Genomic DNA, 16,532 nt, shown 5'->3' on the forward strand with positions numbered 1-16,532 from the left:
AATAGTTAAATGAAAACAAAAAAGCCCCTTTATGGGGCTTTTTTATCGACTCTGACACTTATTGTTCGCAGAAGTGACCTTCTTTTGGCGATTGAGTAATCGCGTACTCTCCGTCGAGATTACGATACACAATAGTGTTCCAAATCGAGCCATCATCCATTTCAAATTCAATTGCGTAGTTCACACCGCTCACTATTTGTGCATGAACTGTCAGAATTTGTTTGAATGACGAAAGGGTATCCATTTGTTTCAGGACAAAGGCCATCGCCTTTTGTGCATCAGGGGTAGCATCAAATTCGTTCCACCCACCTGGCATGTTTCCCTGTGTATTACATACATCTGCCGAGGCTGTTACATGTGTCGTCTCTTCTTGGTTTTTTGGTTGGCAACCAACAAGCAACCCCAAAATTGCACAAGTCGACACTATTTTTAACATCATAACCATCACCTCTATTCATATCGGGTCGTATTATAGTGGTGATGAGATCACGCCATTGTCTATGTTGTGCAAACTTTTGATATGCACAAAGTTAATTCGATGAGTAATTGGATCGAGTTTACATAGAAAATAAACACGATAAATCAAACATTCTGTTCTTGATAAATCAGTTTACAGTGTAAAAACTCGTGATGTTGTTGCCTACGAAGACTCAATTTACTCGAGAGTTGGGGCAGCGTTAAGCGCAATAAATCAAATTTAATATGAGTCATAGTTCACATGTTTGGCGTTTGAATTTCTTATCAATCATACAAAACACTACTATCACCGACCTGTAAAAATAAGCTGTAGTTTTGACTAACTGCAGCGTTCTTCGTTAGTTTGTTGCCAGCGCTATGGAGGGCGTTATATGAAAAGGATAAATGTCATTGGTAGTAGCGGCAGTGGTAAGTCTACTTTCGCAAAAGCCTTAGCTCAGAAGCTCGACGTTACACATATCGAAATGGACAAATTGTTTTGGAAAGCGGGCTGGCAAGAAAGCACCGACCATGAGTTTTTCAGCAACTTAAAAACGGCCCTCACGCAAAGCGAATGGGTTTTGGATGGAAACTATTCTCGAACTGAAAGCATAAAGTGGCAAGACGTCGACACGATAATTTGGTTGGACTATTCAAGAACGGTGACGTTTTACCGAGCGATCAAACGTGCACTCACTCGTATTTACACAGAGCAAGAGCTGTGGGAAGGGACTGGTAACAGAGAAAGTCTGTATCGACTGTTCACAAAAGACTCCATCGTATTATGGTCTATTAAAAACTACGCCAAACGACGACAAAAATATCTTCAACTGAAACGTGAATTGAGCGGCTCACCCATTCAATTTGTTCATTTGACTAACCCGAAAAAAGCACAAGCTTATCTCGAAAAACTATAAAATAAGTAAAAGCTAAGAGAAAACAGATAGATGGACATTATTTTTGTGCGACATGGCGTGCCAGATTTTTCATTAGCTGATGAAAGATGCATGACGCAGTTAGAGAAAGATTACGCGCCATTAGATCGAGCGTATTTATCGGAACTTCATCAAAAGCTTACCAACGCCGTATTCGATGATGCGCAGGCTATTATTTGTTCACCATATACGAGAGCGCTCCAAACGGCGGAGATCCTTAACCGTCGTCATGGATTTGAATTGTTTGTCGAACACGATCTGAGAGAGTGGCGGGCGGATACTGCTGGTGGTTATATTTCGTTGGCTGAGCGAGACCGGCGTTGGCACGAATATCGCGAGTTGCTAAAACTAAGACTGCCGATGAGCGACGAGCGCTATGAGCATGTGACAGCGTTAAAAGCACGAACGATGGCGGTTTTGGAAAGGTACAGACAATATGACAAAGTTATTGTCGTCAGTCATTTCAATGTTTTTGAAGCTTTGCAAGGTTATCAGGAACAAGGGTTGGCTTGCGGAGATTCTAAAATCTTTCGTCTGTGATCGATTTTCAATCTTATAGAGTAAAATCAATGAGTAATCGCTATTGGAGTTAAAAATGAAATCTATAAAAGCATGGATGTTGTTATGTTTGATCGCGATGTTTGGTTGTACGTCAAAACCAGATGATGTTGAGCCTGTAAACAACTTTGCACTCCAACCCTACCTCGGTAAATGGTATGAAATCGCTCGACTGGATCATTCCTTTGAGCGCGGCCTCTCTAACGTTACGGCTGAATATGAATTGCGTGAAGACGGTGGTGTCACGGTTATCAACCGTGGTTATTCGCAAGAAGATAAAAAGTGGACACAAGCCGAAGGCCAAGCGTATTTCGTTGGAGATGAAAACATCGGCCATCTTAAAGTTTCATTTTTTGGTCCGTTCTATTCCTCGTACATTGTGTTCGAGCTAGGAGAAAACTATGAGTATGCCTTTGTCTCAGGTTTTAACCATGATTACTTGTGGCTACTATCTCGGAAACCAAATGTCGATAAGGCGACGGTGGAGCGATTTAAGCGAGTCGCCAAAGAGAAAGGCTTTGCGCTAGATGAGTTGATCCTGGTCGATCAAAAACAGTAAATTGTCCAACTGCTGACCTTACAGTAAGGTTCGATGCTTCATAAAGCTCAGTGGTGTTTGTCCCGTTTGTTTTTTAAAGAACGCAATGAATGCGCTGTCTGATGAAAACTCCAAACAATGGGCAACATCACTGACTTGCCTCTCCTCACACAACAGCTCTATTGCCTTTAACAATCGCCATTGCTGACGCCAATCTTGATAAGACATGCCTGTTTCGGACTTAAACAGTCTTGTAATTGTCTTACCGCTTGCCCCGATTGTTTTCGATAAATGGTTGAGATCAGGAGCAATGAATCCGTCTTTTGTCATCGCGTTTCGAAATGAAGCCAAACGACGATCCGATGGCAATGGTAAAGTGAGCTCGAATTGCTTCGCTTGATAAAACTCTTCCCAAAACAATATGGTTGTCGCATTCGTTTTGGTTTGTTCTATGTCCCACTCCCACAAAGCCATTTTATTGATCAGTGCTTTTAGGAGATCGTTAACTTCAATCATCACGATGCTTTTCGGGCAAGAAAACTTGTCACAATCGAAATAAACAGAACGATACGCCACAACATTCGTCATTACGGCGCGATGTGGAGTATGAGGTGGGATCCACACTGCTTTGGTTGGCGGCAAAATACAAATGGAATCATTTAGGGCAAACGTCATGCATCCTTGTGGCGCGTAAAGTAACTGACCTTTATGGTGCTGATGCATCCCTGAGTCGTGTTTACCAACATCTGCAGCAATGCCGACCACGTTGGCTGTGAGCTTGTCTGCATCAAACTGAGTGTTTTCTTCAATAAGTGCCATTTGTCCGAATTTTGATGTTTTTGGTCTTAATGATGTTAATGGGTAAAGCATAACGCCTTCTATACTGCGCGCCAAGTTAAGTTTGTTACCCACTTAAGCTTCTGAATTCATCAGGTCGAAGTGGGATAGAGAGGCAAAAATGAAAACGAAACCTTCTATTGGATTAATGGTTGTGATGCTGATGTTTCCACAAATTGTAGAGACGATTTACAGCCCTGCACTTGGTGATATTGCACAGTCATTCTCAGTCACCTATACGCAAGCAGCGCAAACCCTATCGATCTACTTTACAGCATTTGCAATCGGAGTCGTGGTTTGGGGGCTACTAGCAGATAAATGGGGAAGACGTCCAACCATGCTAGTTGGCTTGCTCGTTTATGGGCTTTCTGCATTGGTTGCGATGCAAACTGACCGCTTTGATGTGGTCATGTTGGCTCGAGCGTTGAGCGCCTTTGGTATTGCGGTGGGTTCTGTGGTGACGCAAACCATGTTGCGGGACAGTTTTTCTGGCGAAGAGTTGGGTAAAGTATTCGGCGTAATGGGAATAGGAATTTCTGTCAGTCCGGTGATTGGCATGTTGCTCGGCGGCCAGTTAACCGCATTGGGCGGCTATCAAACCGTCTTTTTTACACTGTTTGTCATGGCGTTAGGCTTGTTTGTTTACAACGTTTTCAAACTGCCAGAGACACAAATTCAGAAACAGCCTTTGAATATGGGTTCACTTCTGGGGCGAATGCTGAGAGATGCGCAAATCTGGCAATCGACGTTATTAGTTGCGCTCTACAATATCGCATTGTTTTCTTACTACCAATTAGGTGCTTTCACATTTGAGGCGTTAGGTTTTAGCTCATCGGAGTTTGGATACAGTGGCGTTGTACTAGGCTTAGGTACTTTTGTCGGCAGTTTGTTGAATAAATTTATGCTGGGTAAAGGACAAACGCAAACATCTTTGTTGTGGATCGCGTCGATACTGTTGTTGGCTGGTGGGTTTGGTGTCTTTTGGGCTCAAACATCTATTTGGTTTTTAGTTCCAATGTTATTGGTCGTGATGGCGTTTGGCATTGCGATACCTAACGTACTAAGCGCTGCTTTGGTGGATTATAAACAGCAAGCGGGCAGTGCTGGCGCAGTATTTGGGCTGATGTACTACTTACTGATTGGGTCGGGGCTTGGATTGGCAGGAATAATTCAAAACCTAGGTGTAGTACAGACAAGTTGTGCAGTAACCGTATTGTTAGTGACAATGTCACGAATGAAGAAATAGATTTTATTCGTAAAAAGCCCCACTAAATGAGCGGGGCTTTTTGTTGCAAATTGACCTATCCGAAAAAGTGCTTTCAAATAGCGAACAACTAGGGCTATTTGATTAGGCGAACAACCAATGAACCAGGAGCCCTGATCGACTCAATGTTGTGACTTAATACTGTGCCACTAGTCGGTGCCATGTAGCGCTGAATTTCGTCACCAAAGCTATCGTATTGAATCGCAAGCAATTGACCTTGTTCAACGGTATCCATCATTTTCACTTGTGGTAGAACGAAGCCACCAAACTCGGCTCGAATACTGATGATCTCGTTACCTTCAAGGCAAGGGATGACTGGCGAAGCTTCACCAGAAATCACTTCGTGGCGTTTTAGCACGTTAAAAATCCCCGCAACCGTACGATCAATCAGCGCTTGCTCAGTGTAACGCCCCATGCCCACTTCGATAGTAATGCTTGGAGTGCCGCTGTTGTTCCACACGGTTTCTAAAACACCTGCGTCCCCCGGATCGTTTAAGATAGCGTCTGGGTTAATTGAACGAGCCATTTCCAACGATTGTTCGATACGGAAATCGGCAAACACATACAATGGGTAAGCTGCACCACTGGTTTGGGTGTGCAGATCAATTGCAAGCTCTGCATTTGGCTTAAGCAGATTGTTCCATAATGCAAACAGGTAGCGATTGGCCTCATTGCCGTTTGCGTCGCCTGGGAAAAAGCGGTTTAGGTTTGCTGGTGAGGCATCAGGATCTGCGGAGTAAAAATCGCGGCTGTGGTTCAACATACCCGTTAAGTTGATGGTTGGAACAACAGTGACAGTGCCCGCCAGTTCTTTGCCGATTAGCTCTCGAGCTGTTTTTTGCGCGGCAAGAACGCCGTTGTATTCATCGCCATGAACACCGGCAGTGATCATAATCTTCTTGCCCGGCTTGCCGCCTTTGAATACCAATACTGGTAGGTATTGCCACTGAGATAGGGCATTGGTTGCAATGCGGAACCAGAACTTATGCTCGCCAGCAGGCAAGTCAGTTACGTCGAGAGATTGAATGACTTGATGACCCTGAATTACGTCATCCAGAAATTGTGTTGCCATTAAAGTTGTCACTCCAAAACATCGTTTTGATGCTTATTTGCCATTTGGCTTGAATCAAAAAAGGCGAGAACTTGTCTCGCCTTCTTATCTGTTAATCAGTTTACGCAAAACCCATCACGTGAGCTGCGACGACGACAATGCTCGATAGGGTAAAGAGTAATAGCATAAAGCGCCAGCAGAATTTCGCCCAGTCACCCCAGTCGATACGACACACGCCAAGCGTTGCCATTAGGGACGCAGAAGTAGGAACGATCACGTTAGTGAAACCATCACCCAGTTGGAATGCCAGAACCGCTACCTGACGCGTTACGCCAGCGATGTCTGCAAGAGGAGACAGCAGAGGCATCGTAAGTGCTGCTTGGCCAGAACCCGAGGTCACGAAGAAGTTGAAGATGGATTGGAACACATACATCAACCAAGCTGCGGCGACATCAGGAAGGCCACTGATCACACCGCCTGCGCTGTTCAAAATCGAGTTCAGTACGCTTGCTTCATCGGTAGTACCACCACCCAGAATAAGCAATACACCTTTCGCACAGCCAACCAAAAGAGCAGGAGCTAGCATGATTGCTGCGCCTTCTTTGAATGCGTCCGCCGCACAGTTAAGGGTCATGCCGTTTAGGCGGAAGATCGTACCGATAATGGCAACCACAAAGCCCATAGTGAAGAACTGAGAAGCGATTTCTGGGATGTACCATGCTTTAGCTACTACGCCCCAAACCACCCAAATCGTTGTTGCGATAACCGTTAGAATAACGAGCGTGTCTCCGAAGTTCCAACGAGAGTCGTGGCTACCTAGTTCTTGCTGACGGAAGTATTTATCCGTACGGCGGCTGTAAGAGTACTCAGGATTTGCTTTGATGCGAGACGCATAAACCATCGTAAAGGCGATACCGATGAGTGTAAAACCAACCCAAAGTGCCATACGAACCGTCATGCCCGATAGTACAGGAATACCAGCAATACCTTGTGCAATCGCAACCGAGAATGGGTTCATCCAAGATGTCGCAAAACCAATCTGAGTCGCAACGTAAGTCACCATTACGGTCGTAATGCCGTCATAACCTAGGCGAACCATCAATGGAGCGATGATGATGGCGAACGCCACCGCCTCTTCACCCATCCCAAAGACAGCGCCGCCCAAAGAGAACAGCAAGAACAGAACAGGAATGAAGAGCGCTTCGTTACCTTTGGTTTTGTCGATCAGGCGAAGGATACCGTTGTCGATAGTGCCCGTGCGCATCACGACACCAAAAGCGCCGCCGATCACAAGCATAAACATGATAACGCCGATTGCGCTGCCCCATTTTGAACCTGAAACCAGACCTTCAAATGGGAAGTTCATCAAGCCGATACCGCCGCCAGAAGCGAAGAGCCCCACTTTGTTGTAAACCAGCTCGCCGTTTTCGTCGGTTGCGTACGAGAAAGAAGACGGATCAATAACAGTACGTGTTTTTTCCGCACCATCTACCACGTAAGACACCTGTTGGCTATCAAAGTGACCAGCAGGAATTAGATAGGTAAGAATCGCAGCAAAGATACCAACAAAAAAGATTAAAATGAGAGTGTCAGGCATCTGCCATGATTGCTTTGTTGCAGCCGATTCCGATGGCTGCGCATGTGTGTGAGACATAACTTACTTCACGTCGAATCAAACAAAGCATGAAATATCGATAAAGTAGAATAAAAAGTCAATATTAATGCCTGTAGTGAACTATAAATTCATCAAATATTTGATCTAAAGTGTGTTTGATTGATTTGTATTCTTTTGTTGGTGGAATGTGTTGTTGGTCTTATATTCAGGAAAATAAATAGGCTCGTACTGCTGACGAGCCTTTTCTCACTCATTAATGCATACCGTTTAGTCGCCTGATTGCTCGGCAAAAAATGCAGCAACATCGCGGAGATCTTCATCGTTCAGCATACGTAATTGCGCTTTCATCATCTCTGCCAGTGGCCCGGTTCGCAAACCATCCTGATAGGCTTTCATCGAGTCATACAAGTATTTAGGACTTTGGCCTGCAAGGTTCGGATAGGCGTCATTACTGCTTAGTCCATTTGTGCCGTGGCAATATACGCAGCTTGGAGCTTTAACTTTGCCTTTCTCAGCATCGCCAAAAGGATTGGCATAAACGGTGGAAGTAAAAATGAGAGACGTTAAAAGGAGGGTTCTTAGCATTATGGATTCTCGATTTAGCGATAATTGACCGTAGAATAAAGCTTCCCCCAAGGGGAAGCTCAATGATCAAAATCAATCTAAAGAAGAGATTTGAGGCTCGATAGGAAGGTTTGAATACCTTCAGCAGAGATGTCTTTGTGTGTGACAAAGCGAATTGGGTTTCCTGGGCTGATGATGATGTTTTGTTGCTTGAGTTGCTCCGCGATGCTTTGGATATCGACTTTAGCATCCAACTTAGCAAACACAATGTTGGTTTGAACGAAGTCAGGATTTACCGAGAAACCCGGTAGTTCAGCTAAACCTTCCGCCAATGCTTTTGCATTGATGTGATCTTTCTTTAACTGTGCGACTTGTTCCGTGATCGCCAGTTTACCTGCTGCCGCTAGAATGCCTGCCTGACGCATTCCGCCACCGACCATCTTTCTTAAACGGCGAGCTTTCGCGACGTATTCCTTGCTGCCAAGCAGCAGTGAACCAACGGGTGCCGCAAGACCTTTCGATAAACAAATCGTCATGGAATCAAAATACTGACCAATCTCCTTGACGGGAACATCGAGCGCAACGGCTGCGTTAAACACGCGGGCACCGTCGAGATGCAGTTTCAGATTGTGTTTATTAACGAATTCACGAGCTTCCGCTAAGTAAGACAGTGGGATCACTTTACCGTTGATGGTGTTTTCTAAACTTAGCAGACGAGTACGAGCAAAGTGCGCGTCATCAGGTTTAATTGCTGCCTCTAATTTGTCAAATGGCAACGTGCCATCTGGATTGTTTTCTATTGGTTGAGGCTGGATAGAACCCAGTACCGCTGCGCCACCTGCTTCATATTTGTAATTGTGCGCTTGCTGGCCGCATAAATATTCATCGCCACGCTCACAATGTGCCATTAACCCTAAAAGGTTTGCTTGCGTGCCAGAAGTGGTAAACAACGCTGCCTCAAACCCTGCTAATTCAGCCGCGAATTGCTCTAGCTCGTTTACGGTAGGATCGTCACCATAAACATCATCGCCAACAGGGGCGCTGAACATTGCTTCGCGCATAGCTTGGGTGGGTTGAGTCACTGTGTCTGAACGAAAATCCATGAATATCTCCTTGGTCCAAATTCCTAAATGTATCCGCAAAGGCGAGCTTTGCTTAAGCAAGCGATGGTTTTGGCATCGGTAATGGTGCCATCAATAATTTTTTCTTCGAGCTGTTCTCGTGACAATGTCACGACTTCAATTACTTCATCGTCGTCACACTCGTAGCGATTGGTTTTGGCTAAGTGTTCGGCGACAAACAAATACTGAATTTCATCACAAAACCCAGCAAGCGGTGTCACTTGACCGAGTGGGGTAAATTTTTCTGCGCTGAAGCCGGTTTCTTCTTCCAACTCACGTTGCGCGCAGCAGAGCGGGTCTTCGTCGCCTTCACGAGTACCTGCTGGTAACTCCAGAAGCCATTTATTGAGAGAGGGCCGAAACTGATTCACTAAGACTATATCGCCATTGGCGGCGATTGGCAGTATTACAGCAGCGCCTGGATGGTGAATGGTGGTGTGTGAAATGACTTGACCAGTAGGAAGCTGAACGTCTTCTTCAACCAAAGAAATTTGCTTCCATTTATGAATTGTTTTGCTCATGCAGTTGTAAACCCTAGCAATGACCGCAATTTGACGTTTTTGAACATTAACCACAAACGCTGGGAAACAAAAGCAAAAACTGTTGCAAGGCCACGAAAGCGTTTGCACTTTCAGTGAGCTATATCTCATAAATGGAAACTTTGATTGCTCAGCAAAGAGAGAGATAAGCATCTGTTATAAGGGTGATTCGAACAAATTACACTTGTAACAAAGTGATAACAAATGTATAAAAATAAATACACAGCATCAGTTCAGCAGCCGGAGTACGTATGATCCAACCTTCTTTTGCATCCAATGCCGAAAAAGCACTACTTTCCGAGCGTATTAACAAGCTTGCAAAAGCGTTAACTGATGGCGTTTATGAACGCGAACACACCATCAAACTCTGTCTCCTTGCCGCTTTGGCTGGGGAGAGCGTCTTTCTTTTAGGTCCTCCAGGTATTGCAAAGAGTCTTATTGCAAAGCGTCTTATCCAAGCTTTTGATAACAGCAGTTACTTTGAATACTTGATGACTCGATTCTCGACACCAGAAGAAGTGTTTGGTCCTTTGAGTATTCAAGAGTTGAAGGACAACGGCCGTTATGTCCGACTCACCAAAGGTTACCTACCTACAGCGCAAGTCGTTTTCCTTGATGAGATTTGGAAAGCGGGCCCTGCGATTCTGAACACTCTGTTGACCGTCGTGAACGAAAAAACATTCAAAAATGGCAGTGACATTGAACGTGTTCCAATGCGTTTGCTGGTTTCTGCTTCCAACGAATTACCAGATGAAGACAGCGGCCTAGACGCACTGTACGACCGAATGCTCGTACGTGTGTTCGTAAACCGAATTCAGAATAAGCAAAACTTCAAATCCATGCTGACCGTTGGCACATCGCAAGAAGCGCAAATTCCGGAAGGTTTGGCAATTACCGATGAAGAGTATCACCAGTGGCAGCAACAACTCGATAAACTGACGCTCACCGACAATGCGTTTGAAAAGCTGTTTCAGCTAAAAACGATGCTGGAAACCAAAGTGGAAGCACAATTTGGTGACGCAGCACATACCGACATGTACGTGTCTGACCGTCGCTGGAAAAAGGCGGTGAAGTTACTGAAAGCGAGCGCTTTCTTTAATGGTCGTGATGAAATTAATCCTCTTGATCTGTTGTTATTGCAAGACTGTCTCTGGAATAGCCCTGAGTCGCGTGATGTCGTGCGTGAAGTGGTACAAGAATTCGCGCTCAAGCACGCTTTTGACCAACAAGACGCAGAGCAGGAAATCGAGTACTGCCGCGAGTCTTTGATTGATGTTCAGCATGAGCTAGAAGATACCTACCGTATGACGCTGACCTCTGAAGCAGCAACCGGTATTTTGCGCAAAGAAACCATGCGTTTCGATACTTCGAAGGCGAAAACCTACAAAGTGGGTGCGGCCGTTAACCTAGTGAAGTTGGTTATCTTGCAAAGCAACATGTCGGTATCGGAATCGGAAAAAGGCGATAGCCGTTGGGTTTATGTACCGAAAGATGAACTGGACCGTGTGATCAAAGATGGCCAAGGTGATGTGTACGGTTACGTAAACCAAAACACCAATATGTGTCGTCTGCGTTTTGATGTGGATGCGGCGAACAACTTGGTGATCCGCGATATTGCTAACCGCGGTATTTTGGTGAGCTTGGTAACGCAACAAGGTTTGGACATTGAGCTGTACCAAAAATGGTTGTCGCAAAGCGAAAAAGCCGTAAACCAACTGAGTGAAGCAGAGCACCACATGCGTAAAGTCAAAGCGAACTTTCATGATGCACTGCCACACAGTTTTGTGGATCCTGAATTACCACGTCTTATGGAGTCGAGTCTGCAACAGGTGAGCCAACGACTTGAGTCTATCCAAGGTGAAAGCGAGAAGATCATTCAACGCTTTAAAAACTTACATCAGTTTTTCTCTTAAGGAGACGACATGTTAGGTGCAGACGGACTCAACTTGGCGCTGATGGTGGCGGATTCAGGCATCATCGACAGTGCTGTAAATGATTTGATGGCTCGCTCTCAAGTCATGATGATGGCAGAAAACCGAGGTGTAAAATCGTCGGTGAAAAACCATTTGTTAAAATGGCGCGGCAACGTAAAGAAACGCATCACCAAAGTATGTGAGACGGAGCGTTTCCAACAAGAGCTCGCTTTATATCAAGAAGTGATTCACTGGGATGAAGACGAGTTTTTTGAGCGCATAGAGGATGTGATCAAAAAGCTTGAGTGGCACTCTGCGTTTTACATGCAAGCACGCCGCATGATGGAAAAGAACAAAGGGGTTAATAACCCGATGTTCCCGCATTACTTCTGTGACCAATGGTATCAAAGCCTTGCTGATGCAATTAAACAGGCGCAAGTAAGTGAGTTAGAAGCCAACAAAGAGAAAGTTCTTAACGATCTGTATCAACGTATGGAAACCATGCGCAATATGGATAAAGTGACGGAATCTGGCGACGCTGAAAGCGTAGGGCGCTTGTGGGATATGGCTTCGGCAAAACTCAGCAAAACCGATTTAACGGTGATGAAGCGCCATGCAGAGTTTTTGAAAAAGCACAAAGGCTTGCAAGAAATCGCAGAACAGCTTGGCCGTATGGCTGGGCAAGTGAATGATCCTGACTTAAACCGTGCACCAGCGGAAGAGCTGCAAATGGTTGAAGAAAAAAGCGACGAAGCGACTGATGATATCGTCGGTATCCATGAAAGTGACGATCTCAACAAGCTGCTGCCAAACGAGACCATGTTTTTGGCTTACCCTGAGCTAGAAGTTGTGTTCTACAAGCATCTGGTCGACAAGCGTTTAATGAACTATCGCACGCAAGGTAAATCTCGCACTTTACGTAAAGTCAAAGCGCATCGTCCAGACAACAAAGCTGTGGATATCGAAAAAGGGCCGTTCATCGTCTGTGTGGATGCCTCTGGCTCGATGAGTGGTTTCCCTGAGCAGTGCGCAAAAGCGATGGCGTATGCGTTAATGCAGATTGCACTGGCCGAACAGCGCGATTGTTACGTGATCATTTTCTCTACTGAACACATTACTTACGAGCTCACCAAACAAGATGGTTTGCGTGAGGCGGCGGATTTCTTAACGTACAGTTTCCATGGTGGTACAGATTTGGAGCCAACGCTTATCAAATCCATCGATTTGATGAGTGGAGATAAATACAAAAACGCCGACATGGTGGTAATTTCTGATTTTATTGCGCCAAAACAGCAAGATGAGTTGTTGGCAAAAGTGGATGCGCTTAAAGCGAAGAAAAACCGCTTCCATGCGATCAGTTTATCTAAATACGGAAACCCTGCGTTAATGTCGATGTTTGATCATACTTGGTCTTACCATCCAAACGTTGTGGGACGTTTACTCAAGCGCGTAAGTAACGGTTGATGACCTAAAGCGGCGAATTCGCCGCTTTATTTTTAGTTCGTTTATCGGATGAATGTGTTTGGGGAAGAATCAATAAATACGCAATTGGATCGAATTTCCATCTGATTGATTTAAAAAAAAGCAAACAAACAGAAAATGAAAGATTTTTGTTTGACTATCTTTTCTGAATCCGTAAAGTAGCAACCAACGCAACGGGGGAGACCTCTTAAAGCGTTAAAGAAAGGCGCGTTGGCAGAGTGGCTATGCAGCGGATTGCAAATCCGTGGACCTCGGTTCGACTCCGGGACGCGCCTCCATTTGCGACACTAGCTCAGTTGGTAGAGCGCAACCTTGCCAAGGTTGAGGTCACGAGTTCGAACCTCGTGTGTCGCTCCAAATTGTTCAGATATGGCAATTGCGATATCTCGATGCTTAAAGCATTAACTTAAAACCAGCGGAAGCTGGTTTTTTTGTATCTGAATATCCGAAAACAGATCCTATTCTTATTTCTCTCTCGTGATTTGTAGGTCTCACCATTGGTAACTGTGACCCTACATTTAGCGCCTCGGCTGATATCGGTTTACAATATCGGCCTCTAAAGGATTTGACGAAGACGCATGAGAAACACCGACGATTACATCATTTTTTACCATTTGGTCGAACAAGGCTCCTTCAGCAGTGCGGCAAGGCACATGGAGCTCACTAAATCGGTGGTTAGTAAACGTATTGCGAAGTTGGAGCAAGAATTAGGTGTTCAGCTTCTTTATCGCACGACGAGAACGCTGACGTTGACAGAGGCGGGGCAATCCTTCTTTGTGCACGCTAAAGCGGTTTATAAAGCTGTTGCTACAGCCGAAGAATCGATCGTTGGATTGGGGAAGAACCTATCTGGCAACATTAAGATCACGGTACCTACCATTTCTGGTGAGTTGATTCTTCCGGGTGTGATTTCGGAGTTCAATGACAAGTACCCTGACATCAATATCGATATGGAACTTGATAATCGATTTGTCGATATCGTCAATGAGCGTTTCGATCTGGCCATTCGTACTGGCATGTTGCCAGATTCTAGCCTTATTGCCAGAAAGCTGGTGGATGCAAATTGGGTGGTGTGTGCGTCTCCCAAGTATCTTGCCAAGCATGGCATTCCAAAGCAGCCGAGCGAACTTACTAAGCATAACTGTTTGGTTTACTCCTATCAGGAAACTGGCGCGCGTGAGTGGGCGTTTAAAGCCGACGATAAGACGTATCAAGTTACCGTTGATGGCAACTTATGTACCAACAACTCTTCCGCGTTGCGAAATGTCGCGCTGCTAGGGCAAGGTGTTATCTATGTGCCTCGCGTATTGGTGTATGAAGATTTAAAGCAGGGCAGCTTGATCCAGTTGTTCAAAGAAGAAACGGCGAAATGCTTGGGTATCTACGCTGTCTACCCATACACAAGGCAGCAACCCGAGAAGATTAAGATCTTCATTGATCACCTATACAACAGCTTCCAAAGTCAAAATCATCGATTTTAAATCAAGTCTACAACGCCATTGGTTACTTTGGTGTTGTGGTTTTGTTTCCACCTTTTCTCTTAAATAATTTATCCAATTTAGCCACTTACACGGTGTTACTCCCTCATCACTTACTTTGATAACAAGACGTTGCGCACACCTGTTAAAGAATGGTTTTGTTATTGTTTCTTTTTGGAAACGATCTGTTTCTTTCGTTCTAACGTCGGTTTGTGAACGCTAAGTTACAGAAAAACAACAGATTAATTACGCTATGTGAGTGCTGGTTAAGGTTTGTACGCTTGACCTTGATGGACGCAGGGAAATTGACTGCTTATAGTGAGCCAAACTCAAATCCACACCGTGTTCGGTTGGATGTGAGTGATGCAAAATAACTAGAGATACGGATATGAAACAAAAGCAGCTGATAGAAGAATTTAAAACGATAGTCGGGGAAGAGAATGTCCTGACCGATCAGGTTAAAACCAAATACTACCGCTCAGGTTTTCGCTCTGGTAGTGGTACAGCGCTTGCCGTCGTGTTTCCTAACACTTTGTTAGAGCAATGGAAGATCATTAAACAGTGTGTCGAGGCGAACTGCATCATCATCATGCAGGCTGCGAAAACGGGCCTCACAGAAGGCTCTGCGCCAAGTGGTAACGACTATGACCGCGATGTCGTGGTGATCAACATTACCAAAATCAAAAAAATTCATCTGCTGGATGGTGGCAAACAGGCGGTGTGCTTACCCGGTGCAAGTCTACATTCACTAGAAAAAGAACTCAGAGCCGTTAACCGCGCGCCGCATTCGATTATTGGGTCATCATCGCTAGGAGCGACGGTTGTCGGTGGCATTGCTAATAACTCAGGCGGTGCGTTAGTGAAACGCGGCCCAGCATATACTGAGCTTGCCATCTACGCGCAGGTCGATAAGCAGGGCAACCTCCATCTAGTAAATCACCTTGGTATTGATGGCTTGGGTGAGACGCCGGAAGAAATTCTTCACAACCTGCAAGAGGGCAATTTCGACCCAAGCAAGATTGTTCACGATGATCGCATGGCATCAGACAAAGAATATGATGAACGAGTTCGTGACGTAACATCTGACATCCCTTCACGTTTTAATGCTGACGAGCGTCGCTTGTTTGAAGCGAGCGGCTGTGCGGGCAAATTGGGCGTGTTTGCAGTGCGTGTTGATAGCTACCCAGTGTCAAGCAAAGAGCAAGTGTTTTACTTGGGCACGAACGACGCAAACAAGTTAACCAAATTGAGAAAAGATTTTCTGACTCAATTCGATAACCTGCCAGAAATGGGGGAGTATCTGCATCGCGATATCTTCAACATGGCAGAGAAATACGGCAAAGACGTGTTTTTATCGATCGACTTATTGGGTACGGACAAACTGCCTAAGATGTTCGCACTGAAAGCGAAAGTAGAGAACTTTTTAGAGCGAGTGCCATTTGTCAGCAAATATTTACCAGACACCATTTTGTACTACGCAAGCAAATTGTTCCCGCAGCATTTGCCTGAGCGAATGTTAGAATTCCGCGATAAATACGAGCACCACTTAGTGCTAAAAATGAGTGATGGCGGAATTGAAGAGGCACAAAAATACCTGAAAGAAGTATGGGCTGTTGAAGATGATTGCGATTTCTTCGAATGTACGCCAGATGAAGGTAAAAAAGCTTACTTACATCGTTTTGCGGCGGCTGGGGCTGCGATTCGCTACGAAACGATTCATCGCAACGAGGTTGAAGACATTGTTGCGCTCGATATCGCATTGCGCAGAAATGATGAAGAGTGGTTGGAAACTTTGCCTGAAGAGGTAAGCAAAAATCTGGTTCAGTCGCTCTATTACGGGCACTTCATGTGTTACGTCTTCCATCAGGATTACATCTTCAAAAAAGGTACAGATACCAAATTGATGAAGAAGCTGATGTTAGAGCACCTCAATAGTCGCGGTGCAAAATACCCAGCTGAACACAATGTGGGTCATTTGTACGAAGCAGAAAACTCATTACAGAAGTTCTACCACGAGCTTGATCCAACCAATACCTTTAACCCGGGCATCGGTAAAATGGACAAATATAAGCGCAACTGCAACTGCTGTGCTTAAGCCCCTGTTTTGATCACTAGAGTCTTAGGCTTATATATCTGAGATTCATCAAACATGAAGAAAAAGCCCTGCTGACGCTATTAGAG

General features: G+C 45.0%; 15 protein-coding genes and 2 tRNA genes. 10 read left to right on the forward strand and 7 right to left on the reverse strand.

Annotation, left to right across the window (positions count from 1 at the left end; genetic code table 11):
- Nucleotides 1–58: 58 nt before the first annotated feature.
- Complete coding sequence (locus tag NL646_RS01250) at nucleotides 59–439, reverse strand: cystatin domain-containing protein (protein ID WP_025526163.1); 381 nt, start codon at nucleotides 437–439, stop codon at nucleotides 59–61.
- A 409-nt stretch (nucleotides 440–848) separates the two neighbouring features.
- Between NL646_RS01250 and NL646_RS01255 the strand changes: the two genes are divergently transcribed.
- The 3 genes from NL646_RS01255 to NL646_RS01265 are packed head-to-tail and all read left to right on the forward strand — an operon-like array spanning nucleotide 849 to nucleotide 2,508.
- On the forward strand, nucleotides 849–1,373 hold the full coding sequence (locus tag NL646_RS01255; protein ID WP_005463833.1) for an AAA family ATPase: 525 nt from the start codon (nucleotides 849–851) through the stop codon (nucleotides 1,371–1,373).
- A gap of 30 nt (nucleotides 1,374–1,403) precedes the next feature.
- On the forward strand, nucleotides 1,404–1,931 hold the full coding sequence (locus NL646_RS01260) for a histidine phosphatase family protein (protein ID WP_005463834.1): 528 nt from the start codon (nucleotides 1,404–1,406) through the stop codon (nucleotides 1,929–1,931).
- A 55-nt stretch (nucleotides 1,932–1,986) separates the two neighbouring features.
- Entirely contained in the window at nucleotides 1,987–2,508 is a 522-nt protein-coding gene (locus NL646_RS01265; RefSeq protein ID WP_021450835.1) for a lipocalin family protein, read from the forward strand.
- Between the two features lie 18 nt (nucleotides 2,509–2,526).
- On the opposite strand, the gene NL646_RS01270 is transcribed toward NL646_RS01265, so the two are convergent.
- Nucleotides 2,527–3,306, reverse strand: a complete 780-nt coding sequence (locus tag NL646_RS01270) for a helix-turn-helix domain-containing protein (protein WP_021487060.1) — start codon at nucleotides 3,304–3,306, stop codon at nucleotides 2,527–2,529.
- A 139-nt stretch (nucleotides 3,307–3,445) separates the two neighbouring features.
- Between NL646_RS01270 and NL646_RS01275 the strand changes: the two genes are divergently transcribed.
- Nucleotides 3,446–4,570: a multidrug effflux MFS transporter gene (locus tag NL646_RS01275; RefSeq protein WP_253663740.1), complete on the forward strand. Its 1,125-nt coding sequence runs from the start codon at nucleotides 3,446–3,448 to the stop codon at nucleotides 4,568–4,570.
- Between the two features lie 94 nt (nucleotides 4,571–4,664).
- Here NL646_RS01275 and NL646_RS01280 read toward each other — a convergent pair whose 3' ends face one another.
- The 5 genes from NL646_RS01280 to NL646_RS01300 all read right to left on the reverse strand — a co-directional run bounded on the left by NL646_RS01280 (nucleotide 4,665) and on the right by NL646_RS01300 (nucleotide 9,460).
- Complete coding sequence (locus NL646_RS01280) at nucleotides 4,665–5,660, reverse strand: succinylglutamate desuccinylase/aspartoacylase family protein (protein ID WP_065766225.1); 996 nt, start codon at nucleotides 5,658–5,660, stop codon at nucleotides 4,665–4,667.
- Between the two features lie 100 nt (nucleotides 5,661–5,760).
- Nucleotides 5,761–7,293 (reverse strand): putative basic amino acid antiporter YfcC, encoded by a 1,533-nt coding sequence (yfcC, locus tag NL646_RS01285; RefSeq protein WP_005463845.1) that lies wholly within the window; start codon nucleotides 7,291–7,293, stop codon nucleotides 5,761–5,763.
- Nucleotides 7,294–7,521: 228 nt separating this feature from the next.
- Complete coding sequence (locus NL646_RS01290) at nucleotides 7,522–7,839, reverse strand: cytochrome c (protein WP_005498990.1); 318 nt, start codon at nucleotides 7,837–7,839, stop codon at nucleotides 7,522–7,524.
- 77 nt (nucleotides 7,840–7,916) lie between these two features.
- Complete coding sequence (gene ltaE, locus NL646_RS01295; protein WP_053048132.1) at nucleotides 7,917–8,921, reverse strand: low-specificity L-threonine aldolase; 1,005 nt, start codon at nucleotides 8,919–8,921, stop codon at nucleotides 7,917–7,919.
- Nucleotides 8,922–8,944: 23 nt separating this feature from the next.
- Nucleotides 8,945–9,460 (reverse strand): NUDIX hydrolase, encoded by a 516-nt coding sequence (locus NL646_RS01300; RefSeq protein ID WP_021821731.1) that lies wholly within the window; start codon nucleotides 9,458–9,460, stop codon nucleotides 8,945–8,947.
- 269 nt (nucleotides 9,461–9,729) lie between these two features.
- Here NL646_RS01300 and NL646_RS01305 point away from each other — a divergent pair, with 269 nt between their 5' ends.
- From NL646_RS01305 to dld, 6 genes are all read left to right on the forward strand, one after another.
- Entirely contained in the window at nucleotides 9,730–11,391 is a 1,662-nt protein-coding gene (locus NL646_RS01305; RefSeq protein ID WP_005480265.1) for an ATPase RavA domain-containing protein, read from the forward strand.
- A gap of 9 nt (nucleotides 11,392–11,400) precedes the next feature.
- The gene (gene viaA, locus NL646_RS01310) at nucleotides 11,401–12,855 is read left to right on the forward strand and encodes an ATPase RavA stimulator ViaA (protein ID WP_005463855.1); all 1,455 of its coding nucleotides are present in this window, start codon (nucleotides 11,401–11,403) and stop codon (nucleotides 12,853–12,855) included.
- A 222-nt stretch (nucleotides 12,856–13,077) separates the two neighbouring features.
- A tRNA-Cys gene (locus tag NL646_RS01315) sits at nucleotides 13,078–13,151 on the forward strand.
- Between the two features lie 3 nt (nucleotides 13,152–13,154).
- Nucleotides 13,155–13,230: transfer RNA gene (locus NL646_RS01320), tRNA-Gly, on the forward strand.
- 221 nt (nucleotides 13,231–13,451) lie between these two features.
- On the forward strand, nucleotides 13,452–14,354 hold the full coding sequence (locus tag NL646_RS01325; protein ID WP_025502060.1) for a LysR family transcriptional regulator: 903 nt from the start codon (nucleotides 13,452–13,454) through the stop codon (nucleotides 14,352–14,354).
- A 385-nt stretch (nucleotides 14,355–14,739) separates the two neighbouring features.
- On the forward strand, nucleotides 14,740–16,446 hold the full coding sequence (gene dld / locus NL646_RS01330) for a D-lactate dehydrogenase (RefSeq protein WP_253663741.1): 1,707 nt from the start codon (nucleotides 14,740–14,742) through the stop codon (nucleotides 16,444–16,446).
- Nucleotides 16,447–16,532 lie beyond the last annotated feature (86 nt).

This window comes from Vibrio sp. Y20_XG_PY13, assembly GCF_024181925.1.
GTDB lineage: Bacteria > Pseudomonadota > Gammaproteobacteria > Enterobacterales > Vibrionaceae > Vibrio > Vibrio parahaemolyticus.

Coding starts and splice junctions, on each gene's coding strand:
- NL646_RS01250 (WP_025526163.1), bottom strand. CDS start 439: ATGATGTTAAAAATAGTGTCGACTTGTGCAATTTTGGGGTTGCTTGTT.
- viaA (WP_005463855.1), top strand. CDS start 11,401: ATGTTAGGTGCAGACGGACTCAACTTGGCGCTGATGGTGGCGGATTCA.
- NL646_RS01300 (WP_021821731.1), bottom strand. CDS start 9,460: ATGAGCAAAACAATTCATAAATGGAAGCAAATTTCTTTGGTTGAAGAA.
- NL646_RS01290 (WP_005498990.1), bottom strand. CDS start 7,839: ATGCTAAGAACCCTCCTTTTAACGTCTCTCATTTTTACTTCCACCGTT.
- dld (WP_253663741.1), top strand. CDS start 14,740: ATGAAACAAAAGCAGCTGATAGAAGAATTTAAAACGATAGTCGGGGAA.
- NL646_RS01255 (WP_005463833.1), top strand. CDS start 849: ATGAAAAGGATAAATGTCATTGGTAGTAGCGGCAGTGGTAAGTCTACT.
- NL646_RS01305 (WP_005480265.1), top strand. CDS start 9,730: ATGATCCAACCTTCTTTTGCATCCAATGCCGAAAAAGCACTACTTTCC.
- NL646_RS01280 (WP_065766225.1), bottom strand. CDS start 5,660: ATGGCAACACAATTTCTGGATGACGTAATTCAGGGTCATCAAGTCATT.
- ltaE (WP_053048132.1), bottom strand. CDS start 8,921: ATGGATTTTCGTTCAGACACAGTGACTCAACCCACCCAAGCTATGCGC.
- NL646_RS01270 (WP_021487060.1), bottom strand. CDS start 3,306: ATGGCACTTATTGAAGAAAACACTCAGTTTGATGCAGACAAGCTCACA.
- NL646_RS01275 (WP_253663740.1), top strand. CDS start 3,446: ATGAAAACGAAACCTTCTATTGGATTAATGGTTGTGATGCTGATGTTT.
- NL646_RS01260 (WP_005463834.1), top strand. CDS start 1,404: ATGGACATTATTTTTGTGCGACATGGCGTGCCAGATTTTTCATTAGCT.
- yfcC (WP_005463845.1), bottom strand. CDS start 7,293: ATGTCTCACACACATGCGCAGCCATCGGAATCGGCTGCAACAAAGCAA.
- NL646_RS01265 (WP_021450835.1), top strand. CDS start 1,987: ATGAAATCTATAAAAGCATGGATGTTGTTATGTTTGATCGCGATGTTT.
- NL646_RS01325 (WP_025502060.1), top strand. CDS start 13,452: ATGAGAAACACCGACGATTACATCATTTTTTACCATTTGGTCGAACAA.